Consider the following 26,474-nt stretch of genomic DNA (forward strand, 5'->3'; position numbering starts at 1 on the left):
CACCCCAACGGAGGACCTCAATGGACTGGCTCGACACCCTCGTCGCGACGTTCCTCGACTTCGAGGCCATGTGGCAGGTGTTCCCCCAGATGCTCGGCACGGGCCTGGTGAACACCCTCGTGATCTCGCTCGCCGCGACCGCGATCGGCATCGTGCTCGGCATGGTCGTCGCGATCATGGGCATCTCGCGGTCGCGCTGGCTGCGCATCCCCGCCCGCGTCTACACCGACATCTTCCGCGGACTGCCCGCGATCCTGACCATCCTGCTCATCGGCCAGGGCTTCGCCCGGCTCAGCCAGCAGGTGTTCGGCCCGTCGCCGTACCCGCTCGGCATCCTCGCCCTGAGCCTCATCGCGAGCGCGTACATCGGCGAGATCTTCCGGGCCGGCATCCAGAGCGTCGACCGCGGCCAGCTCGAGGCCTGCCGCGCGCTCGGCATGAGCTACGGCAGCGCGATGCGACTGGTCGTCGTGCCCCAGGGCGTCCGCCGCGTGCTGCCCGCCCTCGTGAACCAGTTCATCGCGATCGTGAAGGACTCGAGCCTCGTCTACTTCCTCGGCCTGCTCGTCTCCGAACGCGAGCTGTTCCGGGTCGGCCAGGATGCCGCGGTCCTCACGGGCAACCTGTCGCCGCTGGTGATGGCCGGGCTCTTCTACCTCGTCATCACGGTCCCGCTCACCCACCTCGTCAACTACTTCGACGACCGGTTCCGTACCGGCCGCCGCAAGGCGGCGCCGCCGAAGAGCGGCCTCGACGAGGTCGAGGAGCAGACCCCCAGCCCGGCACTGACCTACGGAGAGAACTCATGACGTACACGTCTCCGCTCCCGATCGCCGACGGCCACGTCTACGCCGGATCGAGCCTCGAACTCCGGGCCCTCAGCATGGCCTACGGCGACATCGAGGTGCTCCGCGAGGTCAGCCTCGAGGTCGCGCCCGGCACGACGACCTGCATCATCGGCCCGTCCGGCTCGGGCAAGTCGACGCTGCTGCGCGGCGTGAACCGGCTGCACGAGCCCAGCCGCGGCGACGTCCTGCTCGCCGGGCGGAGCATCCTCGACCAGAAACCCGACGCCGTGCGCCGGCGCATCGGGCTGGTCTTCCAGCACTTCAACCTCTTCCCCGACCACACCGCACTCGAGAACGTCGCGCTCGCGCTGCGCAACGTCAAGCGCATTTCGAAGTCGGCCGCGACTCGGACCGCGATGGAACGACTCACCGAGGTCGGCCTCGCCGAGCGGGCGGACCACCGACCGCGCGACCTCTCCGGCGGGCAGCAGCAGCGCGTCGCGATCGCCCGCGCCCTCGCCATGGAACCCGAGGTCATGCTCTTCGACGAGGCCACCAGCGCTCTCGACCCCGAGCTCGTCAAGGGCGTTCTCAACCTCATGGCGCAGCTGGCGCAGCGCGGCATGACGATGCTCGTCGTCACGCACGAGATGGGATTCGCCCGCAAGGTCGCCGACCAGGTCGTCTTCATGGACGAGGGTCGCGTCGTCGAGCACGGTGCCCCCGGCGACCTCTTCGACCGGCCCAGGAGTCCGCGCCTCCAGCGCTTCCTCTCGGAGGTGCTGTGATGACGGATGCCGCGGCCGCGCCGATCCGCACCGCCGTCATCGGGTTCGGGGTGTCCGGCCGGGTCTTCCACGCGCCGTTCCTCGACGCCGACCCGGCGTACTCGCTCGACGTGATCGTCACGCGGGACCCGGCCCGACGTGCCGCGGCCGAGACGCGGCATCCGTCGGCGTCGACCGTCGCGACCGTCGACGCGCTCTGGGCGCTGGCCGATCGGCTCGACCTCGTCGTCATCGGCTCGCCGAGCGGCACGCACGCCGCGCTCGCCGCGGCGGCGCTCGACGCGGGCCTCGACGTCGTCGTGGACAAGCCGTTCGCGGTGACCGCCGACGGGGGGCGCGAGCTCATCGCGGCGGCAGCACGGCTCGGCCGCCGGCTCACGGTCTTCCAGAACCGGCGCTGGGACGGAGACTTCCGGACCGTCCGCCGACTGGTCGCCGACGGCGAGCTCGGCGAGGTCCGCCGGTTCGAGTCGCGGTTCGAATGGTGGAAGCCCCAGCCGCCGACGTCGTGGAAGACCGAGGCGACGGTCGCCGATGGCGGCGGGATCCTGTACGACCTCGGCACGCACCTCATCGACCAGGCGGTGCAGCTCCTCGGCCCGGTCGCCGGGCTCGAGGCGGCCGAGATCGACATCAGGCGTCCCGGCGCCATGGCCGACGACGACGTGTTCCTCGCGCTCCGGCACGAATCCGGCGCGCGCTCGCACCTCTGGATGAGCGCCGCGGCGCCCCGATTCGGCCCGCGCTTCCACGTGCTCGGCTCCCGTGCCGGCTACACGAGCTGGGGCCTCGACGGACAGGAACCCGCGCTCGTCGCCGGCGCGCTGCCCGGCGACCCCGGCTTCGGCGAGACGCCCGAGACCAGGTGGGGTCTCATCGGGACGGACGGAGGCGGCGATCCGGTGCCCATGGAACGCGGCGACTACGGCGCCTTCTACCGACTCCTCGCCGTCGCGATCCGCGACGGCGGCCCACTCCCCGTCGACCCGGCCGACGCGGTCGCAGTGCTCGAGCTCATCGAGCGGGCGCATGCCGCGGCATCCGTCGACGCCTGAACCACCAGCAGCATTCGAGAACCACGAGAAGGAACGACAGAACCATGTCTGGAACCGGAACGAAGCACGTCGTCGTCATCGGCGCGGGCATCCTCGGCGCGTCGACCGGGGCGCACCTCGCCCGCGGCGGCGCCGAGGTGACCCTCGTCACCTCCGGAACGATCGCCGATGGCGCGTCGGGCCGATCGATCGCCTGGCTGAACTCGTCGGGCGACCGCTCGCCCGATTACCACTACCTGCGGCTGATCGCGCTCGACCGCTACCGCACCTGGGCCGAGCGTCACCCAGAGAGCCGCGCCTACCTGCGCTTCGACGGCGCCATGAAGTGGGCCGGCGACGGCGAGAGCTTCCGCGAGACATTCGCGTTCGAACGTGCGGCGGGCTACGACTCGGTCTGGGTCGAACGAGCGGACGTCGCCACGCTCGCACCCGACGTCGACCCCGAGGCCGTCGCGACCGAGGGTGCGATCTTCAACGCGGGTGAGGGATGGGTGAACCTGCCCGACCTGGTCGCGGCCCTGGTCGGGGAGGCCGTGGCGGACGGCGCCCGGGTCGTCGAGCAGGCCGGCGATGCGCGGGTGGACGTGCAGGACGGCGTCGCGACCGGGGTCGTCCTCGGCGACGGCACGCGGATCGCGGCCGACCATGTCGTCCTCGCCACCGGCGGGGACGTGCCCGCACACCTCGCCGCACTCGGAGTGGCCGTTCCGGACGCCACGCCGGCGGCCTTCGTGCTCTTCACCGACCCGGTCGACGTCGAGGTGCGCACGGTGCTCAACACGCCGCGCGTCGCCGTCCGGCCGACGCCGGACGGACGGCTCGTGCTCGACGCCGACTGGGCGGAGAAGTCCATCGTCGTCGGTGATGGCGGGGCGATCGCCGTCCCCGACGAGACCGTGCAGGGCCTTCTCGACGCAGCCTCGCGCGTGCTCGCCGGCAACCCGCGCCTCACCGCACAGCGCGTCGGCGCCGGCCTGAAGCCGATCCCGGGTGACGGCGAGCCGGTCGTCGGCGCGGTGCCGTCGATCGCAGGCCTCTCGACGCTGTTCACCCATTCCGGTGCGACGCTCGGGCTCGTGCTCGGCGAGCTGCTCGCCGAGGAGATCCTGACGGGGTCTCCGTCGCCTGTGCTGGCGTCCTTCCGGCTCGACCGCTTCGGGGCGGAGGTCGTCTCCGACGCCGTATCGACCGGTGCATGGGCGCCGGTGGCGCCGGCGTAGCCGTCCGATCGCGCGGGCCCGCCCCTCCGGGAGCGGGCCCGCATCCGTGCGTCCGCCACGGTCCTGTCGCCCATTAGAGGGATGGCGCGCCCCGCGCGCCGACGGTGAGGATGGACGGGCAGGGTCGGCCCTGCGTCACCGAGGGGGAACGGAGACCGGGCCATGGGCAGACCCGTCCGATTCGTGGCCGCGATCGCCGCGGCATCAGTCGTCGCCCTGCTCGTGGGGTGCACGATCGGCGGCGAGCCGTCCGCGCAGCCGAGTCCGACGCCGGCCGAGGAGGCCGGCGGCGCGGCCGGCGGTCGCACACCCCCGACGATCGACCCCGAGGTGCAGGCGCTGCTCGACGAAGCCGCCGCGGCACAGGTCGACGCGCATGCGCTCGGCTCGCTCCTCGGCGAGATCCGCGTCGACGGCGACGTGGTCGCGCAGGTCGCGCTCGGCGAGGCGGTCGGCGGCGAACCGGTCGCGATCGACGGGCGGTTCCGAAACGGCGCCGTCGCGATCACCTACGTGAGCGTCGCGATGCTGCGGCTCGCCGAGGAGGGCGTGCTCGACCTCGACGAGCCGATCGACCAGTGGCTCCCCGACCTGCGCGACGCCGACACGGTCACGCCGCGCATGCTCGCGAACATGACCGCGGGCTACCACGACTACGTCGGCGACCCCGCGTTCGAGGAGGCGCTCGCCGTCGACCCGTTCCGGTCGTGGACGAACGAGGACCTCATCGACGTAAGCCTTTCCGAGCCGCGGCTGTTCCCCGCCGGCGGGAACTGGGACTACTCGCACGCCGATTACGTCGTGCTCGGCGAGGTGCTCGAGGCCGCGTCGGGCGAACCGCTCGAGGAACTGATCGCGCGCGAGGTGCTCGAGCCGCTCGGCCTCGAGCAGACGGTCGCGTCGGAGGAGCCGTCGATCCCCGCTCCGGTCGTGCACGCCTTCACCGCCGAGCGCGGCGTCTGGGAGGACTCGACGTACTGGAACCCGTCGTGGACCCTGCCCGAGGGCGCCGTCCAGACGAGTTCGATCGGCGACGTCGCCGCGAGCTTCGACGCGATCGTCGGCCGGGGCGAGCTGCTCGACGCCGAGTCGTACGACGCGCTCATCGCGCCCGAGCTCGTCGGGTTCGGCGAACCCCTCGACGGATGTCGCGCCTGCATGACGCTCATCCCGGAGTTCTCCTACGGGCTCGGCACGTTCCTGAGCCTCGACTGGGTCATGCAGACGCCGCTCTTCGGCGGCTACGCGTCGGCCGTCGCGACGCTGCCCGCCGAGCGTGCCGATGACGGCCGGTCGATGACGATCGCCGTCGCGGTCACCTACACCGAGGACACCTTCGAGGACTGGGACGGCGCGCTGGTCAACTGGGGCGAGGACCTGGTGCGCCGGCTCACCGCCGACCTGGTGCCGGAGAGTCCCGCGGCGCAGCCGCTCGGCTGAGCTTCGTGACGACGTCGTGACCGCGTGTCGATCGGCGGCGCGTTCGATCGTCATCATGTCGACGGGCCGGAACGGCCCGGTACAGTGACCGCTGATGGCCGGAGGGAGACCGCCATGCGCTACACCCTGCTGATGCACTACCCCGAGGTGGCCGACGAACTCGACCCCGCGATGATCGAGGAGGCGCAGCGCGCCTTCGCGAGCTACACCGAGACCCTCGAGGCCGCGGGCGTGCTCGTGTCCGCCGAGGTGCTGCAGCCGTCGACGAACACGACGACGCTGCGCCTGGAGGACGGCGCGCTGCAGGTGCAGGACGGCCCGTTCGCCGACACGAAGGACCAACTCGGCGGCACCCTCGTGCTCGACGTGGCCGACCTCGACGCCGCGATCGACTGGGCGCGGCAGGCGCCGCCGCTCGCGTGGGGCGCGATCGAAGTGCGGCCGGGCGCCGTGTACACCGTCGCGGGCGCGTGGACGCCGAACGCCTGAACGCCGGAGACCGGGAGGCCCGCACCGCCGCGGCACGCACCGCGGCGGCGCGAGCGGCACGCGAGTCGTACGGCCGGCTCGTCGCGCTGCTCGCGGCATCCACCGGCGACCTCGCGCTCGCCGAGGACTCGCTCGCCGACGCCTTCGAGCGCGCGCTGCGCGCCTGGCCCGAGTCCGGAGTGCCCGACAACCCCGACGGATGGTTGCTCACCGTGGCCAGGAACCGCGAGCGCGACGAGTGGAAGTCCGCCGCGCGTCGCCGCACGAGCCCGATGCCCCCGGACGACGAGCTCGGAGGGCCCGCAGCCGGCCCGTCGTCGGGAACGGCTCGCCCCGAGGCATCCGCCCTCGCCCACGACCCGCTCGCCGACGTCGACCCCGACCGCATCCCCGACCGCCGGCTCGAGCTGCTCTTCACGTGCGCGCATCCGGCGATCGACGCGTCGGTGCGCACGCCGCTGATGCTCCAGGCGGTGCTGGGCTTCGAGGCGGCCGACGTCGCCCGCGCGTTCGCCGTGCCGCCCGCGACGATGGCGCAGCGGCTCGTGCGCGCGAAGCGCCGCATCCGCGACGCGCGCATCCCGTTCGCCGTGCCGGATCGCCACTCGATGCCCGAGCGGCTCCCGCCCGTGCTCGAGGCGATCTACGGGTGCGCGGCGCTCGACTGGCGCGGCGGCGCGGCCGACCTCGCGGGCGAGGCGCACTACCTCGCGGTGGTGCTCGCGGGGCTCCTCGAGCACGAACCCGAGGCGTGGGCGCTCGCCGCGCTCACGACGCTCACGCTCGCGCGTCGCCCGCCGAATGCCGCGGGGTTCGTGCCGCTCGACGAGCAGGATCCCGCGACGTGGGACGCCGCCTCGATCGACGAGGGCGACGAGTACCTGCGGCGGTCGGCCCGCGAGCGGGGACGGCTCGCGACGCCCGGGCGGTTCGAGCTGGAGGCGGCCATCCAATCCGTGCACTGCGCACGGCGGCGCACCGGCACGACCGACTGGGCGGCGCTGCGCACGCTGTACGACGCGCTGCTCGCCACGTCGCCGAGCCTCGGTGCGGAGGTGGCGCGCGCGGTCGTCGTCGGTCGCCTCGACGGACCCGCCGCCGGGCTCGCGGCGCTGCCCGCCGACGCATCCGGCTTCCAGCCGTGGTGGGCCGCCCGGGCAGACCTGCTCGCCGGTCTCGGGCGTCGGCGCGAGGCCGCCGACGCGTTCCGCCGGGCCGCGGAGCTCGCGGCCGACGGGGCCGTGCGCGCGTACCTCGTCGCGCGCGCCGTGCGGGTCGACGATCCGAGCGACGCGGCGACGGACGACCAGCGGGATGACGCGAGCGACGATTTCGGCGAGGAGGCGCAACCCCGGTGACGGCCGGAGCGACCCGCGGCAGGATGGTGCAGGACGACGACCACGAGGAGGAGCATCCATGCCCAAGCGGATCTGCGTCACCGGCGCGTCGGGACTCGCGGGGAGGGCGGTCGTGCTCGACCTGCTCGACCACGGATACGAGGTGCTCGCGACCGACGTCACGCCCCCATCGCCGAAGCTGCCGGCCAGGTGGTCGCGCCCCGACCTCGTGTACACGCAGGCCGACCTCACCGACTTCGGCGACACGGTCGAGGTGCTGCAGGACGTCGACGCGGTCGCTCACCTCGCGGCCATCCCCGCGCCGACGATCTTCACGCCGGCCCGCACCCTGAACGTGAACAACGCCGTCAATTCCAACGTCTTCCTCGCGGCCGCGAAGGTCGGCCTCGAGAAGGTCGTCTGGGCGTCGAGCGAGACGACCCTCGGGCTGGACTTCGGCCCGGACGGGCTGCCCGATTACCTGCCGCTCGACGAGGACCACTACCCGAAGCCGAACACGACGTACTCGCTGTCGAAGGTGCTCGGCGAGACGATGGCCGAGCACGTCTCCGACTGGACGGGCATCCCGTTCGTCGCGCTTCGCTTCTCGAACGTGATCGATCCCGACCGCTACGACGAGTTCGCGTCCTTCGAGGACGATCCGCGTTCGCGCCTGTTCAACGCGTTCGGCTACATCGACGTGCGGGATGCCGCGCAGTCGGTGCGCCGGGCCCTCGAGGCCGACGTCGACGGCGCCCGCGCCTACGTGATCGCGAACGCCGACACGGTGATGAGCCGGCCGACGCGCGACCTCGTCGAGGAGTTCTTCCCGGGCGTCTCGCTGAAGCGCGACTTCACGGGCACCGAGTCGCTCTTCTCGATCGAGCGGGCGCGCGACGAACTCGGCTTCGAACCCGAGCACGGCTGGCGCGAGGGCCGTTCATGACGGCGCGCTCGGTCGGCTGCGAGATCCGCCTGCAGGTCGACGAGGCTGCCCGGCTGGCGTTCCAGGTGGCCGTCGGTCGCGGTCCCGACGCGGCGGAGCGCCTCGAGTTCCGCGCCGACGGCCGCCCCATCGAGGCGACCGAACTGACGGATGCCGCGGGTAACCGCCTGCACGTCGTCGACGCGCCCCGCGGATCGCTCGAGTGCTCGTACTCGGCCGAGGTCTCCGGGCGCGCGCCCGAGGCATCCGTCGACCCGGTCGACCTGCTCGCATACCTCAGGCCGAGCCGCTACGCCGAATCGGACCGGCTCGCGGCGACGGCGGCCGCCGAGTTCGCGGGCATCGAGGGCGCCGACCGGCTGGCGGCCGTCTCGTCGTGGGTCGGAACGCGCCTCTCGTACGTGCCCGGTTCGAGCAGCCCGACGGATGGCGCGGTGCAGACGCTCCTCGCGCGCCAGGGCGTGTGCCGCGACTACGCCCACCTCGTGGTGGCGCTGCTGCGCGCGCTCGACGTGCCGGCGCGACTCGTCGCCGTGTACGCGCCGGGCCTCGACCCGATGGACTTCCATGCGGTGGCCGAGGCGTGGATCGACGGCGCGTGGCACGTCGTCGACGCGACGACGCTGGCGCCGCGCGAGACGATGCTGCGCATCTCGACCGGGCGCGATGCGGCCGACACCGCCTTCCTCTCGGCGTACGGCGGCGTCGTCCGGCTCGACTCGGTCGAGGTCACGGCGGTGGCCGACACGCTGCCCGACGACGACGTGCGCCGGCTCGTGCGGCTGGGCTGAGGAGCAGCACCGTGCCGCGCGGCTTCCGCCGAAGGCGGTCCCGGTCGGCGGCGGCGTCAGGGCGGGTCAGCGCAGGCCGGCCGCAGTCGGCATGAGCAGCGCCGGCAGCACCGAGATCCCGACGATCGCGAGCGCGCCGATGCCGAGCCAGAACGCGGCGACCGCCGCGGTGGAGGTCCGGTCGCCCGTACGGCGGGCGCGGCTGCGCGCGACGAGGCCGAGCGTCGACGTGAAGACCGCCAGAGCGGCGAGCACGGCGGAGCCGAGCGACTCGCGATACGGCGTGGCGAACGCGAGGATCACCGTGGCGAGTCCGAGGAGGAGCGCGATCGACCCGAGTCCGCGCCCAGGGGAGGCCGGGGCGTCGCCGACGCGCACGCGCTCCTCGCGCGGCTCGTGCGACTCGGCTGCCGACATGATCGCTTCCCCCGGGGCGTTCGCGTGACGATGCCGCGTGCCGGGAGATCCGGCACGTCGTCGTCCCAGCTCGCGGTGATGTTGCAGACATCCTCGCGCGTGGCATGAACGTATGACGCCGGTTTCGGGTGCTCCGCGGTCACGATCCGATCACGTCGATTTCGATCGGGTCACGACGGTCTCGGCGACGTCACGATCCGAGCAGCGTCTCCGGTTCAGGAGACGCACAGGCAGTCGTAATCGACAGGTGTAGATTAGAGGAACCCGGAGCCATCCGACCCCGGGCCCGAACGGCAACGAACGCCGCAGGGCCGACGCCCGCGGCGAGACAAGGAGCGTCAGCAATGGCACGCGTCAGTGGCAAGGTCGCACTCATCAGCGGTGGAGCACGGGGCATGGGTGCCTCGCACGCCCGCCTCCTCGTCCAGGAGGGCGCCAAGGTCGTGATCGGCGACCTGCTCGACGACGAGGGCGCCGCGCTCGCCGCCGAGCTCGGCGAGGCGAACGCCCGGTACGTCCACCTCGACGTCACCGACTACGCGCAGTGGGAGGCGGCCGTGCAGGTCGCCACCGAGGCGTTCGGCCGCCTCGACGTCGTCGTGAACAACGCCGGCATCGCCAACTTCGGCCCGATCGAGGACTACACGCTCGAGGCGTGGGACACGATCCTGAAGATCAACCTCACGGGCGTCTTCTACGGCATCAAGGCCGCGATCCCCGCGCTGAAGGAGTCGGGCGCCGGCTCCATCATCAACATCTCCTCGACCGCGGGCCTCCAGGGCTACGAGGCGCTGCCCGGCTACAACGCCGCGAAGTTCGGCGTGCGCGGCCTCACCAAGAACGCGGCCCTCGACCTCGGCCGCTACAACATCCGCGTGAACTCGGTGCACCCCGGCGTCATCCGCACCCCGATGACCGAGTCGCTCGACACCCCGCAGAACCACGTCGCGCTCCACCGCGTCGGCGAGCCGATCGAGCTGTCGAACCTCATCCTGTTCCTCGCGAGCGACGAGTCGAGCTTCTCGACCGGCGCCGAGTTCGTCGCCGACGGCGGCGAGACCGCTGGCCTCGCGCACTACGAGAGCTGAGTCGGCACTCGAGATGCGAACCGGTGGGCGGATGCCACGGCCCCGCGCCGCGGCATCCGCCCACCGTCGTCGGCGGTCGCGCGGCGATCGCCTCGCGCGATCAGTCGCGGACCAGCCCGAGCTCGACGAGGCTCCGCGCCGAGGCGAGCACCGACTCGTCGCGATCGCGCGGGGTCCAGCCGAGGAGCCGGGTCGCCTTCTCGTGCGATGCGTCCCCGCGGCGGCCGAGCTCCTGCGACATGAGCCGGAGGTCGCGGTTGAACGGCGCGCCGGCCCGCACGACCCAGTCCGGGATCACCCGCGTCGGCACATGCCGGGCGCGCTCGCCGAGCCCGGCGCGAAGCAGTCGCGCGAGCTCGATGTAGGTGATCGCGTCGCCCGACACGGCGAGGAACCGCTCGCCTGCGGCATCCGGATGTCGCATGGCCCGCACGTGCAGGTCGGCCACGTCGCGCACGTCGACCCCGCCGACCGACCCGTTCGGCACGACGGGGAAGGCGCCGTTCAGCAGCTGCCGGAGCAGCTCGAGCGACGACGACAGGTCGGTGCCGAGCGCCGGCCCGAAGATGCCGACCGGATTCACCGTCGCCAGCTCGAGACCGCCGCCCGCGCGCGCGATGAAGTCCCACGCCGCGCGTTCGGCGAGCGTCTTCGACTTGGCGTACGGCGTCACGCCGGGGCCGTCGGGATCCGTCCAGTCCTCCTCGGTGTACCGTCGGCCCGGATTCGGGCGACCGTAGCCGATCGCCGCGAACGACGACGTCTGCACGACGCGCCGCACGCCGGCGTCGCGCGCGGCGCGGAGCACCCGCAGCGCGCCGTCGCGCGCGGGCACGATGAGCTCGTCCTCGTCCTCGTCCTTCGGCTGCCGCGTGGGGAAGGGCGATGCCACATGCAGCACGTGCGTGGCGCCCGCGACGGCGTCGCTCCATCCCTCGTCGTGCAGCAGGTCGGCGGCGACGACCTCGATCCCGCTCGCGTCGGCGCCCGCCCGCCGGGCCAGCCCGCGCACCTCGTCGGCGCGCGCGAGGTCGCGCACCGTGGTCCGCACGCGCACGCCGTCGCCGAGCAGCCGGACGATGCAGCTGATCCCGACGAAGCCCGAGCCGCCGGTCACCAGTACCAGTTCGTCGTCCACGATCGCCTCCCGCATCGGACCCTACTCCCGCGGGTCGTGCGCCGGGCCCTCGTGCGCCGGGCGCTCGCGGGCACCGCCCTCGCTAGGGTGACGGCATGAGCGAAGCGGATGCCACGACCTCGCCGGTCGCGTCGCCCGCCGACGACCCCCGGCACCGCCGCACGCGGGCCGCGCTCACCGCCGCGCTCCTCCGACTGCTCGAACGCGAACCGCTGGATGCGATCTCCGTCGCGGCGCTCTGCCGTGAGGCGGCCGTGCATCGCACGACCTTCTACGCGCACGCGTCGAGCGTGCACGACTTCGCGCTCGACGTGTTCACGCTCGACCTCGACCGTCTCACCGCCGTCGCGGTCGAGCCCGAGGCGGAGACCCCCGAGCACGTCGCGGAACGCTACCTCGCCTCGCTCGTCGCCGTGCTCGAGCACGTCGCCGATGACCGCGCGGGCTATCGCGCGCTGTTCGGCTCGACGAGTCGGGGCGTGTTCCGCTCCGCACTCGACGCGCGGATGCGGCACCGGGCGCGCCTGGCCCTGGAGGTGTGGCGTGCGCAGGGAGTGCCCGGCGCCCCCCGCGACGAGGTGGCGGTCGCCGAGGCCGCGGCGTTCATCGCCGGCGGACTCGTCGGCGCGCTCGAGACCTGGGCGATGGGCGACGAGACGGATGCCGCGGCATCCGCTGCGCGCCTCGCGACGCTCATGCCGTCGTGGTGGCCCCGCCGGCCCTCGCCGCCGCCCAGCGGTCGATGAGGATCGGGATGGCGGTCCGCACCCAGAACGACGGCAGCACGTGGCCGTCGCTCATGCCGCTGCCCGTGACGAAGGCGGCCACCCGCAGCGGCTCGTCGGTGTCGGTCAGCGGCTGACCGGTCAGCCGGGCGAACTCCCGCTGGACGGCGCTGCGCACATCCCAGAAGCCGGCCGGGAACGGCTCGCCGGCGAGAGCGTCGCGCATCGCGTCCCAGAGGTGCGGATCGCCGCGGAGACCCCACTGCACCAGGCCGCGCTCGAAGAGCGAGCCGAAGTCGGCGACGGATGCCTCTGGGTCGGCCGGCGTGGACATGCGCCCACGCTACGCGCGGGTCGGTCGAGGCCGCGATGGCGGAGTCGTGCGAGATCCTTGCGATCAGTGGCATCCTTGCCATGGCTGCGGCGAGCGCCGTACGCCGGCCGATGGAGAGGGGCGAGCGGATGCCGCACAGGAACCACCGGGTCGCCGTGCTCGTGCTCGAGGGGGCCAAGCCGCTCGACGTCGGGATCCCGGCGCAGACGTTCACGACCCGCGCGAGCATGCCGTACGAGGTTCGCGTGTGCGGCGCGCAGCCGGGGCCCGTCGCCGGCGGCGACGGCCTCTCGTACCACGTGGCCGACGGTCTCGAGGCGTTCGAGTGGGCCGAGACGATCTTCATCCCCGGGTACCGGCATCCCGACCGCGAGGATCCGCCCGCCGAGGTCGTCGACGCCCTGCGTGCGGCGCACGCGCGCGGGGCACGGCTCGCCGCGATCTCGACGGGAGCGTTCGCGCTCGCCGCGACCGGGCTGCTCGACGGGCGCCGGGCGACGACCCACTGGCACTACACGCGTGCACTGCAGGCGCGGCATCCGCTCGTCAGGGTCGACGAGAACGTGCTGTTCGTCGACGAGGGGCAGGTGCTGACGTCGGCGGGCGCGGCATCCGGCATCGACCTCTGCCTGCACCTCGTGCGGCGCGACCACGGCGTCGCGGTCTCGAACCACGCCGCACGGCGGCTCGTCGCGGCGCCCTACCGCAGCGGCGGACAGGCGCAGTACGTGCCCCGCGCGCTGCCCGAGCCGCTGGGCGAGGTCTTCGCGGCGACCCGCCAGTGGGCGATGGAGCACGTTCAGGATCCGCTCACGCTCGCCGACCTGGCGCGGAACGCGAACGTGTCGCCCCGCACCTTCTCGCGCCGGTTCGTCGAGGACACGGGCTACACGCCCATGCAGTGGATCCTCAGGGCCCGCATCGACCTGGCGCGCGAGCTGCTCGAGCGCACCGACCTCGGCGTGGAGCAGGTCGCCGACCGCGTCGGGCTCGGCACCGGCGCGAACCTGCGGCTCCACTTCCACCGCATCCTCGGCACCTCGCCGAGCGAGTACCGCCACACGTTCGCCGCCTGAGCGGCCGATCTCAGCGCGCGCTGCGCTCCGCCGCGGCACGGTCCGGCGAACGGGTGCCCGTGCGGTCGTCGGCGGTGAGGCGGATGCCCCCGCTCGCCGTCCGGATCGCGTCGGCGGGGGTCCGGATCGCGCCGGTGGAGGTCCGGATGGCGCCGGTCGACGTCCGGATCGCGCCGGTCGACGTCGGCCGCAGCGGCGACGTGCGCGTCGCCTCGCGCGCGAGGGCCGCGCGACGACGGGCCTTGATCCTGGCCGGGATGCTCGCGATCGCGTCGGAGATGCGCGCCACGATGATGCCGATCACGGCGCCGAGGGAGTTCGCGACGAGGTCGCGCGGGTCGGAGATCCGGTCGGCCATCGGGATCTGGGCGACCTCGATGAGCAGCGCGAACCCGGCGCCCATCGCGGCCGGCACGACCGCGGGAGCGCCGCGGACGGCGAACGCGAGCAGCGCGCCGAACGGCACGAAGAGCAGCACGTTCAGCTCGAACTCGGTCGGCGAGCCGATGGTCCAGGTGTCGGACTCGAACCAGATGCTCGGGTCGAGCACGCCGCCGCGAGCCTGGTTGCCGGAGACCGCGCCGGGGGCGGGTCCCAGCGTCACCCAGAGCATGACGACGGCGTACGCGAAGAGCAGTACGGCGGCGGTACGGGAGGGACGCATCTCCCGATCCTCACGAGCCGACCTTTGACCTTCCTGTGTGCCGGGTGGGAGCTCCGGACGAGTGGGTGCTCGCAGCGGGGGCGGGGTGCGGGCATGAGTTGGCGAGATCCTTTCGCATGCTGTCGCTCCGGCCACTGCCGAGGCATCCGTCACACCATGATGCTGGAACGCGCAACAGAGGAAAGGACCCCCGACGTCATGACCCGCATCGCCGTCAACGGATTCGGCCGCATCGGCCGCAACGTCGTCCGCGCGCTCATCGAGCGCGACGCCGACTTCGAACTGGTCGCCGTGAACGACCTCACCGAGCCCGCGGCGCTCGCCCGCCTGCTGAAGTACGACACGGTCGGCGGCCGCTTCGGTCGCACCGTCGAGGTGGACGGCGACGTCCTCGTGATCGACGGGCACCGCGTGAAGGTGCTCGCGGAGCGCGACCCCGCGAAGCTGCCCTGGGGCGAGCTCGGCGTCGACATCGTGCTCGAGTCGACCGGCCGCTTCACCGACGCCGAGGCCGCGAGGGCGCACCTCGAGGCCGGCGCCAAGAAGGTGCTCGTCTCCGCCCCCTCGAAGGGCGCCGACGTGACGCTCGCCTACGGCGTGAACACGGATGCCTACGACCCCGCGTCGCACACGATCGTCTCGAACGCGTCGTGCACCACCAACGCGCTCGCGCCGCTCGCGAAGGTCCTCGACGACCTCGCCGGCATCGAGCACGGCTTCATGACCACGATCCACGCGTACACGCAGGACCAGAACCTGCAGGACGCCCCGCACTCCGACGCACGGCGTGCCCGGGCCGCGGCCGAGAACATCGTGCCGAGCTCGACCGGTGCCGCGAAGGCCATCGGCCTCGTGCTGCCCGGCCTCGACGGCAAGCTCAACGGCGACTCGATGCGCGTGCCCGTGCCCGTCGGCTCGATCGTCGAGCTCAACGCGACCGTGTCGAAGGACGTCACCCGCGACGAGGTGCTCGCCGCCTACCGCGCCGCCGCCGAGGGGCCGCTGAAGGGCGTGCTCGAGTACTCCGAGGAGCCGCTCGTCTCGAGCGACATCGTCGGCAACCCGCACTCGTCGATCTTCGACGCCGAGCTCACCCGCGTCGACGGCAAGCACATCAAGGTCGTCGCCTGGTACGACAACGAGTGGGGCTTCTCGAACCGCGTCATCGACTCGCTCGGGCTGCTCGCCGCGGCCTGATCGCCGTCTGATCGCAGACCGTCCTCGGGCCGTTCGGCTCGATCGCGGTCGCACCGACGACTCCGGTCGGCTCGGGGGGCGGTACCCGGGCCGGCCGGCCCCGACATCGCGTCGGCGGGGGAGTGGAGCCCTCGCCGGCGCGATTCGACATGGCGGAGGCTTCGGCGCAGCCCGGACGCAGGCGCACGCGCCCGGGCTGCGGCTCGGACTCAGGTGTACATCGAGCGATGCGGCGAGAAGTCGACCCGCTCCGCCTCGGCCAGCACGCGGCTCGCGCGTTCCGCGGCGCGCGACGCGAGTTCGGCGGCGTCGCGTGCCTGCGCCGAACGCGTCGCCGAGACCGTATGGCCGATCTCGTCGAGGATGCGGCCGATCTCGCGGGCGAGACCGTGCTGAAGCTCGTTCAGGTTCGTATTGGAGATCAGGAGGCGGCGGTCCGCTGCGCGCAGCGCGACGCGCGGGTAGCCGGCCTCCGTGAGTCGGGCATCCACCGACTGGGCGCCGAGGAGCTCGAGTTCCTGCGGGAGCGGACGTCGCGTGAACACCGCCGTGACCGTGTAGCGCTCCGGGGCGTCGACCGTGCCGAGCGACGACGGCAGCTCCGTGACGAGGATGTGGTCGACCGCGAACGGCTCGAAGGCGCCGGGTCCGGATGACTCGGGTGCGGGGCGCACGGATGCGTCGTCCGTGGGCTGGGTATCGACCATCGCTTCCGCTGCGACGGCGTTCTCGCCCCCATGCATCGGCGCGTCGGCTGGGTGCGAATGTGTGCTCATCTCCGGAGCGTAGGCGCGCAACATGTGGCCCCTCACAGGTTCGTCGCTGGGCCCCGGACCCCAAGAAGCTGAGAGTCCCTCGGAGATCGCCGCAGGCCCGCGTCCGCGGACGTAGCCTGACGATAGGCAGGGCCGCATGCAGCCGGAGACACCGACGTCGCGCCCGCCGTCGCCGGCATCGTGCGGGAAAGCAGGTCGTCATGACCGGAATCATCGAGGTCGCGACCACCCACGGCGGGGCTCGGCGATCCAACAGCGACTTCACCGATCTCGCACGTCTCGTGAGGGACGCCGGGCTCATGCGACGGCGGTACGGCTACTACTGGACCAAGCTCCTGTCGGTGCCGCTGTCGTTCGCCGCGGCCATCGCGATCTTCATCTGGATCGGCGACACCTGGTGGCAGCTGCTGACCGCCGTCGGGTTCGCGGTGCTGTTCACGCAGACGGCCTTCCTCGGGCACGATGCCGCGCACCGGCAGATCTTCCGCTCCGGGCGGTGGAACGACTGGATCAGCCTGATCGTCGGCGACCTGTTCATCGGCATGAGCTACGGCTGGTGGCAGCACAAGCACACCCGCCACCACGCGAACCCCAACCAGGTCGGCGCCGATCCCGACATCGACCTGCCGGTGGTCGCGGTCACGCCCGACCGGGCCGCGCGCGCCAGGACGCGCGTCATGCGCTGGATCATGGCGCACCAGGGCGTGTTCTTCTTCCCGATCCTGCTGCTCGAGGGGCTGTCGCTGCACGCGTCGAGCGTGCGGCGCGTGCTGGTCCGCGAGCGCGTGGCGCGCCGACCCGTCGAGATCGCGTTCCTCGCGGTACGGATCGTCGGGTTCGTGGCCCTCGTCTTCCTCGTGCTCTCCCCGGGCATCGCCGTGGCGTTCCTCGCGGTGGAACTCGGGGTCTTCGGCGTGTACATGGGCATGTCGTTCGCGCCGAACCACAAGGGCATGCCGCTCGTGCCGAAGGGCTTGAAGCTCGACTTCCTCCGCCGTCAGGTGCTGATGAGCCGGAACATCCGCGGCAACCGGATCCTCGATGTCGCGATGGGCGGCCTCAACTACCAGGTGGAGCACCACCTGTTCCCGTCGATGCCCCGCCCCCACCTCCGGGCGGCGGCCGCGATCATCGCCGACTACTGCCGCGAGCGCGACGTTCGCTACACGGTCACGGGCCTCTGGCAGAGCTACGGCATCGTCCTCCGGTACATCAACCGGGTGGGGCTCGGAGAGCGGGACCCGTTCATGTGCCCGCTCGTCGAGCAGCGCGCGAGCCTCACGGCCTGACGATCGGCGACGGCGTCGCGCCGTGACGATGCCGGCCCGCACGCCGCGCCGGGACCGGTCTCGACGGATCTCGCGGCCGATGTCGATCGCGCCCGCGGTCGTTCGACGTCCAGAATGAGAGCGGAACTTCCCGCCTCGCCCGAACCGAGCAAAGGACGACCCATGCGCACCCTCATCGTGACCGAGTTCATCACCCTCGACGGCATCATCGACTCGCCCGGCGGCGGCGACCACCCTCGCGCGGGCTGGACCTTCAAGGAGGTCCCGTTCGTCGAGGAGGCCTACGAGATCAAGGGCCGCGAGCAGCTCGAGGCCGGAGCGATGCTCATGGGCCGTCAGAGCTATGACGAGTTCGCGCCCATCTGGCCGAAGATGGACGAGTTCGCCGAGTACAACGCGATGCCGAAGTACGTGGTCTCGACGACGTTGACCGACCCCGAGTGGGCGCACACCTCGGTGCTCCGCTCGCTCGACGAGGTCGCGGCGCTCAAGGAGGGCGACGGCGACCCGATCATCGTGCACGGCAGCGCGACGCTCGCGCAGGGCCTCGCCGCGGCCGGACTGGTCGACCGCTACCACCTGCTCGTCTTCCCGGTGACGCTCGGCGAGGGCAAGCGCCTCTTCGACGGCAACGAGCAGGGCACGTTGAAGCTCGTCGAGCACGAGGCCTACTCGAACGGCGTCGTGAAGAACGTCTTCGACGTGGTGCGTTGAACGAGCGGATGCCGCCGGCCGGGCCGGCCGTGGTGTTCCTCTTCGCGGCACCGTCGGCGCTCGCGCCCGCCTGAGCGGGCGCTGGGCGCCCGGGGATCCGGGAACAGTACGCCCGCGGCATCCGTTGGCCACACCATGACCACACTCGGAATCATCGGAGCAGGACACATCGGCAGCCAGGTCGCCCGCGCGGCCCTCGCGAACGGCTATGAGATCGTCATCGCGAACTCGCGCGGTCCGGAGACCCTGTCGGAGCTGATCGACGACCTCGGGCCGGGCGCTCGTTCCGCGACCGCGGCGGAGGCCGGCGCAGCCGGCGACGTCGTCGTGGTGACGGTGCCGTTCGGGGCGTACGCGTCGATCCCGGTCGAGCCGCTCGCCGGCAAGGTCGTCATCGACACGAACAACTACTACTGGGAGCGCGACGGCCACGTGGCCGCGCTCGACGAGGGGCGCGCGACGGTCTCGGGCCTGCTGCAGGCGCACCTGCCGGAGAGCCGCGTCGCGAAGGGCTTCAACCACATCATGGCGAAGGACATCACGACGGATGGCGCACCTGCGGGCACGCCCGGTCGTCGTGCGCTCGCGACGGCGAGCGACTTCGAGGATGCCGCGGCGGTCGTCACGCGCCTCTACGACGAGTTCGGCTTCGACACCGTGAACGTCGGACCGCTCGACGAGAGCTGGCGCGTCGAGCGCGACCAGCCCGCGTACGTCGTGCCGCAGACGCGCGACGAGCTCGTCGCGAACCTCGCACGCGCCGAACGCGGCCCCGTGGCGGCCTGACCGCGGCTCTCGAGCTGCGGAACCCGACCGGACATTCGTTGCGGGTGCATGGCTCGGCGCACCCGCGACGACGGTCCCGACATCGGTCGGGCGGCGACCACCGCCGAACCGGACGGGGCCGCGAACCGAACGGCGGATGACGACGACACGTCCACATTCCGCTTTGCGGCCGGGCCGTGAGGCGGTATCTTCTCTGCACCGGTTGACGACGACGTCATGATCGCTTCGACGACCGAGAAGAGGAGACCATGATCTACGAAGACCGGGACCGCCTGAAGCGCGCCTTGCGGGCCAGCGCCGAGGGAACCAGCCGACAGCTCGAGCTCGACGAGGCCGCACGCGAGTGCGCCGAGGCGTTGATGACGGGCGCGATCGACCTGGCGCAGGTCCATGCTCAGCGCTACTCCGAGCTGAAGGGCGTGCCCGCCGGAGCCTGACACCGGCGCCCATCGTCGCCGCAGTGCGGCCGGCGCGCCGCGGCGAAAACCCCGCGAAACGCGCCGGGTGCATACTGATCCCGTGCGCCGGGCCCGACCTCCCCGACCGGGACCCCGGCTGGGAGGAGACCCGGCATGAACCGATCCGTGCGCTTCGACGACATCCGCGCCCTGCTCGTGTGCCACGTCGACAACGCCGGCATCTCGCGCGTGAAGGTGCTGCCGCACCGGAGGCTGTTGTCGGCGAGCACGCACGGCGTCACGATCTCGAACAGCGCGGGCGTGCTGTTCTCGGTCGACGATCACCTCAACGCCACGCCAGACGTCGACCCCATCGTCGGCGACCTGCGCGGCATCGCCGACACCTCGTCGATGGCGATGCTCGACCGCGAGGCGCGGCTGGCGTGGGCGCCGGCCGACCTGTACTCGCTCGACGGCACGCCGCACCCGACGTGCCAGCGCACCGCGCTGCGGCGTGTGGTCGACGACGCGGAGGACGCGCGGCTGACCTTCGTGGTCGGATTCGAGCTCGAGTGCACCGTGTTCCGGCCGTCGCCCGTCGAGGGCGAGCCGCCGGTGCCCGCGACCACCGGTCCGGCGTACTCGACGCGCGCCCTGCTCGAGGTCGAGGCGTTCGCGTTCGCGGCGCTCGAGGCGCTCGACGTCGCCGGGGTGCCGGTCGAGCAGATGCATCCGGAGTTCGGCACGGGGCAGCTCGAGTTCGCGTTCGCGCCGCGCGACCCGATGGCGGCGGTCGACGACCTCGTGCTCGCGCGCGTCGTGCTGACCCGCGTCGCGCAGCGGCACGGCCTCATGGTCTCGTTCGCCCCGGTGCCGATCGTCGGCGGTTCGACGAACGGATGCCACGTGCACCTCTCGGCGCGACGCGATGGCCGCAACGTCTTCACCGACCCGAAGGCCAAGCTCGGCGTCACGCCGCTCGGCGCGAGCATGATCGCCGGCATCCTCGACCGCCTCGAGGAGGGCGTCGCACTGCTCGGCGGCAGCGTGCTCTCGTTCGCCCGACTGCGCCCGCACGCGTGGGCGGGCGCCGACATCTGCTGGGGCCCGGGCAACCGCGAGGCGGCGATCCGGTTCGTGCCCGGGCAGGCCGGCATGGGCGCCGAGCAGTCGAACATCGAGGTGAAGCCGACGGATGCCGCGGCGAACCCGTACCTCGCCGTCGCCGCGATCCTCGCCGCCGCCCTCGACGGCGTCGCACGCGGGGCGACGCCCCCGAAGCCGGTGAATGTCGACCCGTCGACCCTCACCCCCGCGCAACGCCGGGCGGCCGGCATCCGTCCACTTCCCGCCGACCTCGGCTCGGCGCTGCACCGGCTGGAGTCGAGCGAGTTCTACCGGGGCGTGTTCGGCGATGTGCTCGTCGACGCGTACGTCGCGACGCGGCAGCACGAGTGGGAGGCGTACGGCGAGCACGTGCCCGAGGACGTCGCCGACCTGGTGCGCTGGCGGTACTGACCGTCGTCGGTGCGGCCGCGTTCCGGCGTCAGCGCCGCGGAGTCGAGGCGCGGGAACCGAACAGGCGGGCGATCGTCGCTCGCAGGTCGCCGCCGGCAGGTCGCGGTGGGGCCGACTCGAACCCGTCGTGCAGGTGCACCGGGCCCGTGAACGCCATCGCGCCGCTCCATCCGGGGTCGGACCACGGTGCGGACCCTCCGTGCTGGGGCGTCTCGTAGATGCTCGTCGCAGCGCTCATGATGTCCTCCTCGACTGGTCGTCATCGACGGTCGGATCGCGCCGACGCTGCCCGACCATTCTGCTCCTGTCGGCGCGCGGCCGCCTCGGGGATCGCCCGGACGGGGGGCATCCGTCGCTCATCGCACGGGCCTTGCCGAGTGTCGGCGGCCCCCGCGAGCATGGATCGCATGGATGCCGCAGCCGCGCCGGATGGCGCCGAGCCCGACCCGCCCGACCTGCGCGATCTCCCCCGCGCGATCTCGCCGGAGGCGTTCCACGCCGCCGAGGGCGTCGGCGACTGGCGGGTGCTCTACTGGGGTGCGCACGCGTTCTTCCGCGCCCCCTCGTATGCCGCTGCCGCAGGCTTCGTCGCCGCGATCACCGCCATCGACGAGGTGGTGGGACACGAGCCCGACGTCGACCTCCGGCACGAGGGCGTGGCGGTGAAGCTCATCAGCCGCGACGTCCGCGACCTCAGCACGCGCGATGTCGAGGTCGCCCGCCTCATCTCCGCGGTGGCGCGCGAGCACGGCTTGGCGGCGGATGCCTCGGTGCTGCAGGTCGTGCAGACGGCGGTCGCGTCACCGCCCTCGTCGGACGTCACGCCGTTCTGGACCGCGGTGCTCGGGTACGTGCGGCCGAACGACACCCACCTCGTCGATCCGCTCCGCCGCGGGTCGTCGGTGTTCCTGCAGCCGGAGGAGCGGGTCGGCCCGCAGCGCGGGCGCATGCACGTCGACGTGTGCGTGCCGCACGACCAGGTGCACGCGCGCATCGAGGCGGCGCTCGCCGCCGGTGGCCGCATCGCCGACGACTCGTTCGCGCCGGAGTGGTGGACCCTCGCCGATTCCGAGAACCACGGCGTCGACGTCACGACGTGGTGGGGGCGCGAGTCGACGCGGCTCGAGGAGGCACGGCCGGAGCCGGACGAGAGGGCGCGCTGACCCGATCGGGCCGGGGCCGCATGCCGTCGCCTCGATCCGCGGACTCACGGGCACGCGGGTTCGCGGCATCTCGGCTCGAGGCCATCGGGCGCACGGCCTCAGGGGCTCACGGGCTCGGTTCGCGGTCGGCCCAGACGGCGATGTCGACCTTGTTGCCCGCGGGGTCGGCGAGGGTCCACCATCCGTCCTCTTCACCTCCCGCGGCGATCCGGCCGCCGGCGGCGAGCGCTGCATCGACGCGAGCACGGCCGACCGCGCGGGGCACCGAGACGTCGACGTGGAACGCGTGCCGGAGCGGCTTCTCGGGCGAGAGCTCCTGGAACCAGAGGCTCGGGCCGCGCCCGTCGAGGTCGACGAGGTCCTCGTCACCGTGCTCGGCATAGGCGAAGAGCTCGCGCCAGAACGGCCGCACCGCGTCGTCGGCCTTCGATGCGATCGCGATCTGCACCGTCTGCACGTTCGACGGGTCGGATCGGGCACCGAACGTCGCAGCGACCGCCGTGATGCGGCGCGCGAGGTCGAGGTCGGCATCGACCAGCTCGGCGAAGTCGCGAGCCAGTCGCGCTGCGACGCCGTCGGCGCGCAGGTCGAGGTGCAGCCGGTCGGCCCCCGCGAGTCCGGCGAACTGCGTGGCGAGTGCCGCGCTTTCCGCGAGCGAGCCCGTGCCGAACCACGCGGTCGGCCCCGAGAACACGACCGGCCAGTCGACGAGGTCGGATGCCTCGCGGAACGCCCCGAACATCGCCTCGCCGTGCTCGACCGGCGCCGTGCGCGTCGCGGACGCAGCATCCGTCGACTCGGACGCCTCGGACGCCTCGGACGCGCCCGGCGAACCGGCACCGGCGTCCACGGGCGCGTCGGGAGAGCCGTTGCGGGGGATCGCGAGCACGTCGAGCGACGCCGGCGCGTCCTCAGGAACCGGCAGGTCGGGCCAGGTCACGAGGTCGACCTTGTTGCCCGCGGAATCCGCGCACGTCCAGTACTGCGGCGCCTCGCGGTCGAATGCGAGACGCCCGCCCGCTTCGAGCGCCTCGGCGAGGCGAGCCGGCGCGACCTCGCGCGGCACCGCGAGGTCGAGGTGCATCGCATGCCGCAGCGGCCTACCGGGGTCGAGGGGCTGGAACCAGATCGACGGCCCGCGCCCGCGCGGGTCGACGAGGTCGTCGCCGACGTGGTCGTCGTATCCGAGCACGGCGCGCCAGAAGGGCAGCACCTCGGCGATGGGCCGGCTCGTCGCCACGGCGACCTGCACGTCCTGCGTGCGACCCGGCTGCGCGACGAGCCCGTGCGCGCGGGCGACCGCCGACACGGCCCGTGCCCGTTCGGCCGCACCGTCGTCGAGGTCGATGAGGTCGCGTACGAGGCGGACGACGACGCAGCCCGGGCGCACGTCGATGAGGGGCGGATGCTCCGCCGCCGCGTCGAGCGCCGCCACCGTCGCCGCGAATGCCGCGCCCGCCCGCACCGACGCCGTCGCGAAGCGCGTGATCGGCCCGCAGTACGCCACCCGCCAGTCGTCGACGCCCTCGGCCGCGAGGAACGCGAGCCGCTGCTCCTGGGCCATGCGGCCTCCGTCCCGGGGCATCGACCCCGACGCGCACGACGATAGCGGGCGGTCACGGGTTCCGGAACCGAGCGCGTGTGCCGGAGCCGAAGGTCCTTCGGCCGTGTGCGGTCTCCCTGAGGGCGCGTAGTCTGACCCATGGAGCAGGGGAGGCGCGTGATGGCTGAGACGCGGGGTCCCGACGGCGAGGCCGACGAGGTGCAGCGCGACGAGGGCGGCGCGAGCGACGAAGGCGAGCGCGACGACGAGACGGTGCAGGCCGACGAGGCCGCCGGCGAAGCGGAGTCGACCGAGAACGTGGCGCGTGCCAAGCGGTGGACCGATGAGCGCGCCGAGCACTGGCACGGTGCCACGTCGTCGCAGGCCACTCAGGACCGCGCCGACTCCGAGTGAGCGCTCGCCCTCAGTCCGCCGCCCCGGCGCGCTTCTCGACTTCGCGGGCGTAGTCGGGCACCGAGTTCGTCCACTGCCGGGGCGGGCGCTCGTAGCCGGCCGACGGCGGGCGTTCGGGGATCTCGATCGGCTCCTGCGCGACGGGCTCCCACGGCACCTTCGAGAGGATGTGGGCCATCACGTTGATGCGTGAGCGGCGCTTGTCGTCGCTCTCGATCTCGTACCAGGGGGCCTCGGCGATGTCGGTGTGGAGGAACATCGTGTCCTTGGCGCGGGAGTAGTCCTCCCACTTGGTGATGGAGCTGAGGTCGGTGGGGCTCAGTTTCCAGCGCCGCATGGGGTCGTTCAGGCGCGAGCGGAAGCGCTCCTCCTGCACGACATCGGACACGCTGAACCAGTACTTCAGCAGGATGATGCCGTCCTCGACGAGCATCCGCTCGAAGATCGGCGCCTGGTGCAGGAACCGCTGGTACTCCTCGTTCGTGCAGTAGCCCATCACCCGCTCGACGCCGGCGCGGTTGTACCAGGAGCGGTCCATGAGCACGATCTCGCCGCCGGCCGGCAGGTGCGGCACGTACCGCTGGAAGTACCAGCGCGTCTTGTCGCGCTCGCTCGGCGCCGGCAGTGCGACGATGCGCGTCTGGCGCGGGTTCATGTACTCCGACACCCGCTTGATCGCGGAGCCCTTGCCCGCGGCATCCCGCCCCTCGAAGATGACCACGACGCGCGCGCCCGACTGCTGCACCCACTTCTGCATCTCGACGAGCCGCGCCTGCAGCGTCTTGAGCTCCTGCTCGTACAGCGGCTTCGGCATCCTCTTGCCCATTCACGCACCCCTGCACCGAAGCCTAGGGCGGATGCCGCGCTGCGGCGCCGCACCCACCCTGTCGGTTTCGCGGGCATCGAGTGTCCGATGCATGCGGGATCGAGCGGCGACATCCAACCGCAATCGGACACTCGGCTCGCGCAGAGCGTCCACGAATCTCCCGGGTGCTGCGGGCGGCGGCCATTCGCACGGGAGTACGCTCGCGCCCAGCGACACCCGACGCGCCGCGACGGCGCGGAACCTGCACGGCATCGTGCGATGAGCGCGGCCGCGGCCGCGGCGAGGAGGCGGAGATGACGGTCCCCGAGATCAACTACTGGGCGGTGCTGCTGGCGACCCTGTCGAGCATGGTGGTCGGCACGATCTGGTACGCCAGGGGCGTGTTCGGCACGCGGTGGTCGAAGCTCGCCGGCGTCGACATGGACCGCCCGGGTTCGAGTGCCGTCGGCGCGATCATCGTGACCGTGATCGTCAGCTTCATCACCGCGTGGGTACTCGCGGGCGCGTCGACGATCGCGTGGCACTTCTACGGCGGCAGCTACCTGCTCGCAGCGCTGTTCACGGCGATCATCCTCTGGGCAGGCCTCACCGCGGCCCGATTCATCACGCACGACGCGTTCGAGGGGCGTCCGTCGTCGCTGACCATCCTCAACATCGGGCACGAGCTCGTGACGCTCGTCGTGATGGGGCTCATCATCGGGGTGTGGCCGCCGGCCGGCACCGTGTGACGCCCGCGCGCGCTGGGACCTCGGACGAGTCGGAGCCGGACCTCTCCGGAACGTCAGACGCCGCCGACACCGAGGTGCAGCGGAGCGATGATCCGCCGCACGTCGCCACCGAACTGCAGCGCGACGGCGTAGGCGTTCAGCTCGCCTTCGATGACCGACTCCCCGAGCTCCGGGCCGTACTCGAGCGGGAGCTGGTCGACCCCCGCGCCACTGAGTTCGCTCCCGACCGCCGCGGCGACCTCCGACGGGTCGGCGTCGACCTCGAAACCCAGGTCGGTGGTGAGCACGACGCCGTCGAGTTCGGGAACGGTCGCGACGACGACCACGTTCGTCTCGCGCTCGTCGGGCCCGGTTTCGGGCACCCAGACGGTCGGGTCGGCCTCATCCCAATGGCCGACCTGGTCATCCCAGACCTCGAACCCCGGCCACGAGTAGTTCGTCGTCAGCGGCACCTCGCAGCACCGGCCGAACTCGGCCACATCGGGGTCAGAATCGAACACCGCGGAGAGCGGCTCGACGATCTCCTCGGCGGGCAGGTCGTACGAGAGCGTCTCGACGACCGTTCCCGCGTCGTCGACGAGTTCGAGCACGAGCGGACGGATGACGATCCCCGTGACGAGCGCGAGCGGGTCGTCGTGCTCCGCCGCCGGAGTGGCGGTCGGCGCGGCATCGGCCGTCGCGTCGACGGTCGCCTCGGGCGGGTCGCACGCCGTGAGCATGCTCGCCGTGAGCACTGCGACGGCGACCGCGGCACCGCGGAGTCCCTGCATCCTGACCACATCCCCTCGTGACGGTTTCATCCGCAATCATGGTCGAGCGGCGCCGA

General features: G+C 72.4%; 30 protein-coding genes. 21 read left to right on the forward strand and 9 right to left on the reverse strand.

Annotation, left to right across the window (positions count from 1 at the left end; translation table 11 throughout):
• Positions 1–20: 20 nt before the first annotated feature.
• The 9 genes from ACSJD1_RS03145 to ACSJD1_RS03185 all read left to right on the forward strand — a co-directional run bounded on the left by ACSJD1_RS03145 (position 21) and on the right by ACSJD1_RS03185 (position 8,854).
• Positions 21–809 (forward strand): amino acid ABC transporter permease, encoded by a 789-nt coding sequence (locus ACSJD1_RS03145; RefSeq protein ID WP_438853854.1) that lies wholly within the window; start codon positions 21–23, stop codon positions 807–809.
• Positions 806–1,576 (forward strand): amino acid ABC transporter ATP-binding protein, encoded by a 771-nt coding sequence (locus ACSJD1_RS03150; protein WP_438853855.1) that lies wholly within the window; start codon positions 806–808, stop codon positions 1,574–1,576. Before ACSJD1_RS03145 ends, ACSJD1_RS03150 begins: the two co-directional genes overlap by 4 nt.
• Positions 1,576–2,631 (forward strand): Gfo/Idh/MocA family protein, encoded by a 1,056-nt coding sequence (locus ACSJD1_RS03155; protein ID WP_438853856.1) that lies wholly within the window; start codon positions 1,576–1,578, stop codon positions 2,629–2,631. Before ACSJD1_RS03150 ends, ACSJD1_RS03155 begins: the two co-directional genes overlap by 1 nt.
• Positions 2,632–2,675: 44 nt before the next feature.
• Entirely contained in the window at positions 2,676–3,851 is a 1,176-nt protein-coding gene (locus ACSJD1_RS03160) for an NAD(P)/FAD-dependent oxidoreductase (protein ID WP_438853857.1), read from the forward strand.
• A gap of 162 nt (positions 3,852–4,013) precedes the next feature.
• Positions 4,014–5,291 (forward strand): serine hydrolase domain-containing protein, encoded by a 1,278-nt coding sequence (locus ACSJD1_RS03165; RefSeq protein ID WP_438853858.1) that lies wholly within the window; start codon positions 4,014–4,016, stop codon positions 5,289–5,291.
• A gap of 114 nt (positions 5,292–5,405) precedes the next feature.
• Positions 5,406–5,780, forward strand: coding sequence for a YciI family protein (locus ACSJD1_RS03170; protein WP_438853859.1), 375 nt, complete (start codon positions 5,406–5,408; stop codon positions 5,778–5,780).
• On the forward strand, positions 5,762–7,138 hold the full coding sequence (locus tag ACSJD1_RS03175) for an RNA polymerase sigma factor (protein WP_438853860.1): 1,377 nt from the start codon (positions 5,762–5,764) through the stop codon (positions 7,136–7,138). The genes ACSJD1_RS03170 and ACSJD1_RS03175 overlap by 19 nt, the downstream gene beginning before the upstream one ends.
• 58 nt (positions 7,139–7,196) lie before the next feature.
• Entirely contained in the window at positions 7,197–8,063 is an 867-nt protein-coding gene (locus ACSJD1_RS03180; RefSeq protein WP_438853861.1) for an NAD-dependent epimerase/dehydratase family protein, read from the forward strand.
• The gene (locus tag ACSJD1_RS03185; protein ID WP_438853862.1) at positions 8,060–8,854 is read left to right on the forward strand and encodes a transglutaminase-like domain-containing protein; all 795 of its coding nucleotides are present in this window, start codon (positions 8,060–8,062) and stop codon (positions 8,852–8,854) included. The genes ACSJD1_RS03180 and ACSJD1_RS03185 overlap by 4 nt, the downstream gene beginning before the upstream one ends.
• A gap of 66 nt (positions 8,855–8,920) precedes the next feature.
• Here the strand turns inward: ACSJD1_RS03185 and ACSJD1_RS03190 are convergent, their stop codons facing one another.
• Positions 8,921–9,271, reverse strand: coding sequence for a hypothetical protein (locus tag ACSJD1_RS03190; protein WP_438853863.1), 351 nt, complete (start codon positions 9,269–9,271; stop codon positions 8,921–8,923).
• A gap of 344 nt (positions 9,272–9,615) precedes the next feature.
• On the opposite strand from ACSJD1_RS03190, the gene ACSJD1_RS03195 reads away from it, so the two are divergent.
• Positions 9,616–10,359 carry a glucose 1-dehydrogenase gene (locus ACSJD1_RS03195; RefSeq protein WP_438853864.1) on the forward strand — a complete coding sequence of 248 codons (744 nt, stop codon included), beginning with the start codon at positions 9,616–9,618 and terminating at the stop codon, positions 10,357–10,359.
• 100 nt (positions 10,360–10,459) lie between these two features.
• On the opposite strand, the gene ACSJD1_RS03200 is transcribed toward ACSJD1_RS03195, so the two are convergent.
• Complete coding sequence (locus tag ACSJD1_RS03200; protein WP_438853865.1) at positions 10,460–11,497, reverse strand: SDR family oxidoreductase; 1,038 nt, start codon at positions 11,495–11,497, stop codon at positions 10,460–10,462.
• Between the two features lie 95 nt (positions 11,498–11,592).
• Here ACSJD1_RS03200 and ACSJD1_RS03205 point away from each other — a divergent pair, with 95 nt between their 5' ends.
• A complete protein-coding gene (locus ACSJD1_RS03205; protein ID WP_438853866.1) occupies positions 11,593–12,243 on the forward strand; it encodes a hypothetical protein in 651 nt (216 codons plus the stop codon).
• Here the strand turns inward: ACSJD1_RS03205 and ACSJD1_RS03210 are convergent.
• Entirely contained in the window at positions 12,191–12,556 is a 366-nt protein-coding gene (locus ACSJD1_RS03210; protein WP_438853867.1) for a hypothetical protein, read from the reverse strand. The two genes, ACSJD1_RS03205 and ACSJD1_RS03210, sit on opposite strands and share 53 nt — an antisense overlap.
• 128 nt (positions 12,557–12,684) lie before the next feature.
• Between ACSJD1_RS03210 and ACSJD1_RS03215 the strand changes: the two genes are divergently transcribed.
• The gene (locus ACSJD1_RS03215; RefSeq protein ID WP_438853868.1) at positions 12,685–13,632 is read left to right on the forward strand and encodes a GlxA family transcriptional regulator; all 948 of its coding nucleotides are present in this window, start codon (positions 12,685–12,687) and stop codon (positions 13,630–13,632) included.
• A gap of 10 nt (positions 13,633–13,642) precedes the next feature.
• Here the strand turns inward: ACSJD1_RS03215 and ACSJD1_RS03220 are convergent, their stop codons facing one another.
• Complete coding sequence (locus tag ACSJD1_RS03220) at positions 13,643–14,296, reverse strand: VanZ family protein (protein WP_438853869.1); 654 nt, start codon at positions 14,294–14,296, stop codon at positions 13,643–13,645.
• Positions 14,297–14,494: 198 nt separating this feature from the next.
• On the opposite strand from ACSJD1_RS03220, the gene gap reads away from it, so the two are divergent.
• Positions 14,495–15,493, forward strand: a complete 999-nt coding sequence (gap, locus tag ACSJD1_RS03225) for a type I glyceraldehyde-3-phosphate dehydrogenase (protein WP_438853870.1) — start codon at positions 14,495–14,497, stop codon at positions 15,491–15,493.
• Positions 15,494–15,702: 209 nt separating this feature from the next.
• Here the strand turns inward: gap and ACSJD1_RS03230 are convergent, their stop codons facing one another.
• The gene (locus ACSJD1_RS03230) at positions 15,703–16,269 is read right to left on the reverse strand and encodes a hypothetical protein (RefSeq protein WP_438853871.1); all 567 of its coding nucleotides are present in this window, start codon (positions 16,267–16,269) and stop codon (positions 15,703–15,705) included.
• A gap of 200 nt (positions 16,270–16,469) precedes the next feature.
• On the opposite strand from ACSJD1_RS03230, the gene ACSJD1_RS03235 reads away from it, so the two are divergent.
• The 5 genes from ACSJD1_RS03235 to ACSJD1_RS03255 all read left to right on the forward strand — a co-directional run bounded on the left by ACSJD1_RS03235 (position 16,470) and on the right by ACSJD1_RS03255 (position 20,974).
• Complete coding sequence (locus ACSJD1_RS03235) at positions 16,470–17,558, forward strand: fatty acid desaturase family protein (protein ID WP_438853872.1); 1,089 nt, start codon at positions 16,470–16,472, stop codon at positions 17,556–17,558.
• A gap of 162 nt (positions 17,559–17,720) precedes the next feature.
• Positions 17,721–18,272, forward strand: a complete 552-nt coding sequence (locus ACSJD1_RS03240) for a dihydrofolate reductase family protein (protein WP_438853873.1) — start codon at positions 17,721–17,723, stop codon at positions 18,270–18,272.
• A 135-nt stretch (positions 18,273–18,407) separates the two neighbouring features.
• Positions 18,408–19,058 (forward strand): NADPH-dependent F420 reductase, encoded by a 651-nt coding sequence (locus tag ACSJD1_RS03245; protein ID WP_438853874.1) that lies wholly within the window; start codon positions 18,408–18,410, stop codon positions 19,056–19,058.
• A 248-nt stretch (positions 19,059–19,306) separates the two neighbouring features.
• Positions 19,307–19,495: a hypothetical protein gene (locus tag ACSJD1_RS03250; protein WP_438853875.1), complete on the forward strand. Its 189-nt coding sequence runs from the start codon at positions 19,307–19,309 to the stop codon at positions 19,493–19,495.
• Positions 19,496–19,630: 135 nt separating this feature from the next.
• Positions 19,631–20,974 carry a type I glutamate--ammonia ligase gene (locus ACSJD1_RS03255; RefSeq protein WP_438853876.1) on the forward strand — a complete coding sequence of 448 codons (1,344 nt, stop codon included), beginning with the start codon at positions 19,631–19,633 and terminating at the stop codon, positions 20,972–20,974.
• A gap of 28 nt (positions 20,975–21,002) precedes the next feature.
• Here ACSJD1_RS03255 and ACSJD1_RS03260 read toward each other — a convergent pair whose 3' ends face one another.
• Positions 21,003–21,212, reverse strand: a complete 210-nt coding sequence (locus ACSJD1_RS03260) for a hypothetical protein (protein ID WP_438853877.1) — start codon at positions 21,210–21,212, stop codon at positions 21,003–21,005.
• 169 nt (positions 21,213–21,381) lie between these two features.
• Between ACSJD1_RS03260 and ACSJD1_RS03265 the strand changes: the two genes are divergently transcribed.
• Positions 21,382–22,137: a VOC family protein gene (locus tag ACSJD1_RS03265; RefSeq protein WP_438853878.1), complete on the forward strand. Its 756-nt coding sequence runs from the start codon at positions 21,382–21,384 to the stop codon at positions 22,135–22,137.
• 106 nt (positions 22,138–22,243) lie between these two features.
• Here the strand turns inward: ACSJD1_RS03265 and ACSJD1_RS03270 are convergent, their stop codons facing one another.
• Positions 22,244–23,701 (reverse strand): VOC family protein, encoded by a 1,458-nt coding sequence (locus ACSJD1_RS03270; RefSeq protein WP_438853879.1) that lies wholly within the window; start codon positions 23,699–23,701, stop codon positions 22,244–22,246.
• A gap of 159 nt (positions 23,702–23,860) precedes the next feature.
• Here ACSJD1_RS03270 and ACSJD1_RS03275 point away from each other — a divergent pair, with 159 nt between their 5' ends.
• On the forward strand, positions 23,861–24,094 hold the full coding sequence (locus ACSJD1_RS03275; RefSeq protein ID WP_438853880.1) for a hypothetical protein: 234 nt from the start codon (positions 23,861–23,863) through the stop codon (positions 24,092–24,094).
• Positions 24,095–24,104: 10 nt separating this feature from the next.
• On the opposite strand, the gene ppk2 is transcribed toward ACSJD1_RS03275, so the two are convergent.
• Positions 24,105–24,920: a polyphosphate kinase 2 gene (gene ppk2 / locus ACSJD1_RS03280; RefSeq protein ID WP_438853881.1), complete on the reverse strand. Its 816-nt coding sequence runs from the start codon at positions 24,918–24,920 to the stop codon at positions 24,105–24,107.
• A 293-nt stretch (positions 24,921–25,213) separates the two neighbouring features.
• Between ppk2 and ACSJD1_RS03285 the strand changes: the two genes are divergently transcribed.
• Positions 25,214–25,648, forward strand: a complete 435-nt coding sequence (locus ACSJD1_RS03285) for a DUF1761 domain-containing protein (protein ID WP_438853882.1) — start codon at positions 25,214–25,216, stop codon at positions 25,646–25,648.
• A 53-nt stretch (positions 25,649–25,701) separates the two neighbouring features.
• On the opposite strand, the gene ACSJD1_RS03290 is transcribed toward ACSJD1_RS03285, so the two are convergent.
• Positions 25,702–26,418, reverse strand: a complete 717-nt coding sequence (locus ACSJD1_RS03290; protein ID WP_438853883.1) for a hypothetical protein — start codon at positions 26,416–26,418, stop codon at positions 25,702–25,704.
• Positions 26,419–26,474 lie beyond the last annotated feature (56 nt).

Origin of the sequence: Agromyces excoecariae, assembly GCF_051715505.1 — a bacterium.
In the GTDB taxonomy this organism is placed as follows: domain Bacteria; phylum Actinomycetota; class Actinomycetes; order Actinomycetales; family Microbacteriaceae; genus Agromyces.

Excerpts from the sequence above, each read along its gene's own strand:
- ACSJD1_RS03155 (WP_438853856.1), top strand. The coding sequence starts at position 1,576 with ATGACGGATGCCGCGGCCGCGCCGATCCGCACCGCCGTCATCGGGTTC.
- ACSJD1_RS03260 (WP_438853877.1), bottom strand. The coding sequence starts at position 21,212 with ATGAGCGCTGCGACGAGCATCTACGAGACGCCCCAGCACGGAGGGTCC.
- ACSJD1_RS03265 (WP_438853878.1), top strand. The coding sequence starts at position 21,382 with ATGGATGCCGCAGCCGCGCCGGATGGCGCCGAGCCCGACCCGCCCGAC.
- ACSJD1_RS03220 (WP_438853869.1), bottom strand. The coding sequence starts at position 14,296 with ATGCGTCCCTCCCGTACCGCCGCCGTACTGCTCTTCGCGTACGCCGTC.
- ACSJD1_RS03170 (WP_438853859.1), top strand. The coding sequence starts at position 5,406 with ATGCGCTACACCCTGCTGATGCACTACCCCGAGGTGGCCGACGAACTC.
- ACSJD1_RS03240 (WP_438853873.1), top strand. The coding sequence starts at position 17,721 with ATGCGCACCCTCATCGTGACCGAGTTCATCACCCTCGACGGCATCATC.
- ACSJD1_RS03165 (WP_438853858.1), top strand. The coding sequence starts at position 4,014 with ATGGGCAGACCCGTCCGATTCGTGGCCGCGATCGCCGCGGCATCAGTC.
- ACSJD1_RS03205 (WP_438853866.1), top strand. The coding sequence starts at position 11,593 with ATGAGCGAAGCGGATGCCACGACCTCGCCGGTCGCGTCGCCCGCCGAC.
- ACSJD1_RS03245 (WP_438853874.1), top strand. The coding sequence starts at position 18,408 with ATGACCACACTCGGAATCATCGGAGCAGGACACATCGGCAGCCAGGTC.
- ACSJD1_RS03145 (WP_438853854.1), top strand. The coding sequence starts at position 21 with ATGGACTGGCTCGACACCCTCGTCGCGACGTTCCTCGACTTCGAGGCC.
- ACSJD1_RS03250 (WP_438853875.1), top strand. The coding sequence starts at position 19,307 with ATGATCTACGAAGACCGGGACCGCCTGAAGCGCGCCTTGCGGGCCAGC.
- ACSJD1_RS03255 (WP_438853876.1), top strand. The coding sequence starts at position 19,631 with ATGAACCGATCCGTGCGCTTCGACGACATCCGCGCCCTGCTCGTGTGC.
- ACSJD1_RS03150 (WP_438853855.1), top strand. The coding sequence starts at position 806 with ATGACGTACACGTCTCCGCTCCCGATCGCCGACGGCCACGTCTACGCC.
- ACSJD1_RS03290 (WP_438853883.1), bottom strand. The coding sequence starts at position 26,418 with ATGCAGGGACTCCGCGGTGCCGCGGTCGCCGTCGCAGTGCTCACGGCG.
- gap (WP_438853870.1), top strand. The coding sequence starts at position 14,495 with ATGACCCGCATCGCCGTCAACGGATTCGGCCGCATCGGCCGCAACGTC.
- ACSJD1_RS03285 (WP_438853882.1), top strand. The coding sequence starts at position 25,214 with ATGACGGTCCCCGAGATCAACTACTGGGCGGTGCTGCTGGCGACCCTG.
- ACSJD1_RS03210 (WP_438853867.1), bottom strand. The coding sequence starts at position 12,556 with ATGTCCACGCCGGCCGACCCAGAGGCATCCGTCGCCGACTTCGGCTCG.
- ACSJD1_RS03235 (WP_438853872.1), top strand. The coding sequence starts at position 16,470 with ATGACCGGAATCATCGAGGTCGCGACCACCCACGGCGGGGCTCGGCGA.
- ppk2 (WP_438853881.1), bottom strand. The coding sequence starts at position 24,920 with ATGGGCAAGAGGATGCCGAAGCCGCTGTACGAGCAGGAGCTCAAGACG.
- ACSJD1_RS03270 (WP_438853879.1), bottom strand. The coding sequence starts at position 23,701 with ATGGCCCAGGAGCAGCGGCTCGCGTTCCTCGCGGCCGAGGGCGTCGAC.
- ACSJD1_RS03195 (WP_438853864.1), top strand. The coding sequence starts at position 9,616 with ATGGCACGCGTCAGTGGCAAGGTCGCACTCATCAGCGGTGGAGCACGG.
- ACSJD1_RS03185 (WP_438853862.1), top strand. The coding sequence starts at position 8,060 with ATGACGGCGCGCTCGGTCGGCTGCGAGATCCGCCTGCAGGTCGACGAG.
- ACSJD1_RS03160 (WP_438853857.1), top strand. The coding sequence starts at position 2,676 with ATGTCTGGAACCGGAACGAAGCACGTCGTCGTCATCGGCGCGGGCATC.
- ACSJD1_RS03190 (WP_438853863.1), bottom strand. The coding sequence starts at position 9,271 with ATGTCGGCAGCCGAGTCGCACGAGCCGCGCGAGGAGCGCGTGCGCGTC.
- ACSJD1_RS03180 (WP_438853861.1), top strand. The coding sequence starts at position 7,197 with ATGCCCAAGCGGATCTGCGTCACCGGCGCGTCGGGACTCGCGGGGAGG.
- ACSJD1_RS03230 (WP_438853871.1), bottom strand. The coding sequence starts at position 16,269 with ATGAGCACACATTCGCACCCAGCCGACGCGCCGATGCATGGGGGCGAG.
- ACSJD1_RS03215 (WP_438853868.1), top strand. The coding sequence starts at position 12,685 with ATGCCGCACAGGAACCACCGGGTCGCCGTGCTCGTGCTCGAGGGGGCC.
- ACSJD1_RS03275 (WP_438853880.1), top strand. The coding sequence starts at position 23,861 with ATGGCTGAGACGCGGGGTCCCGACGGCGAGGCCGACGAGGTGCAGCGC.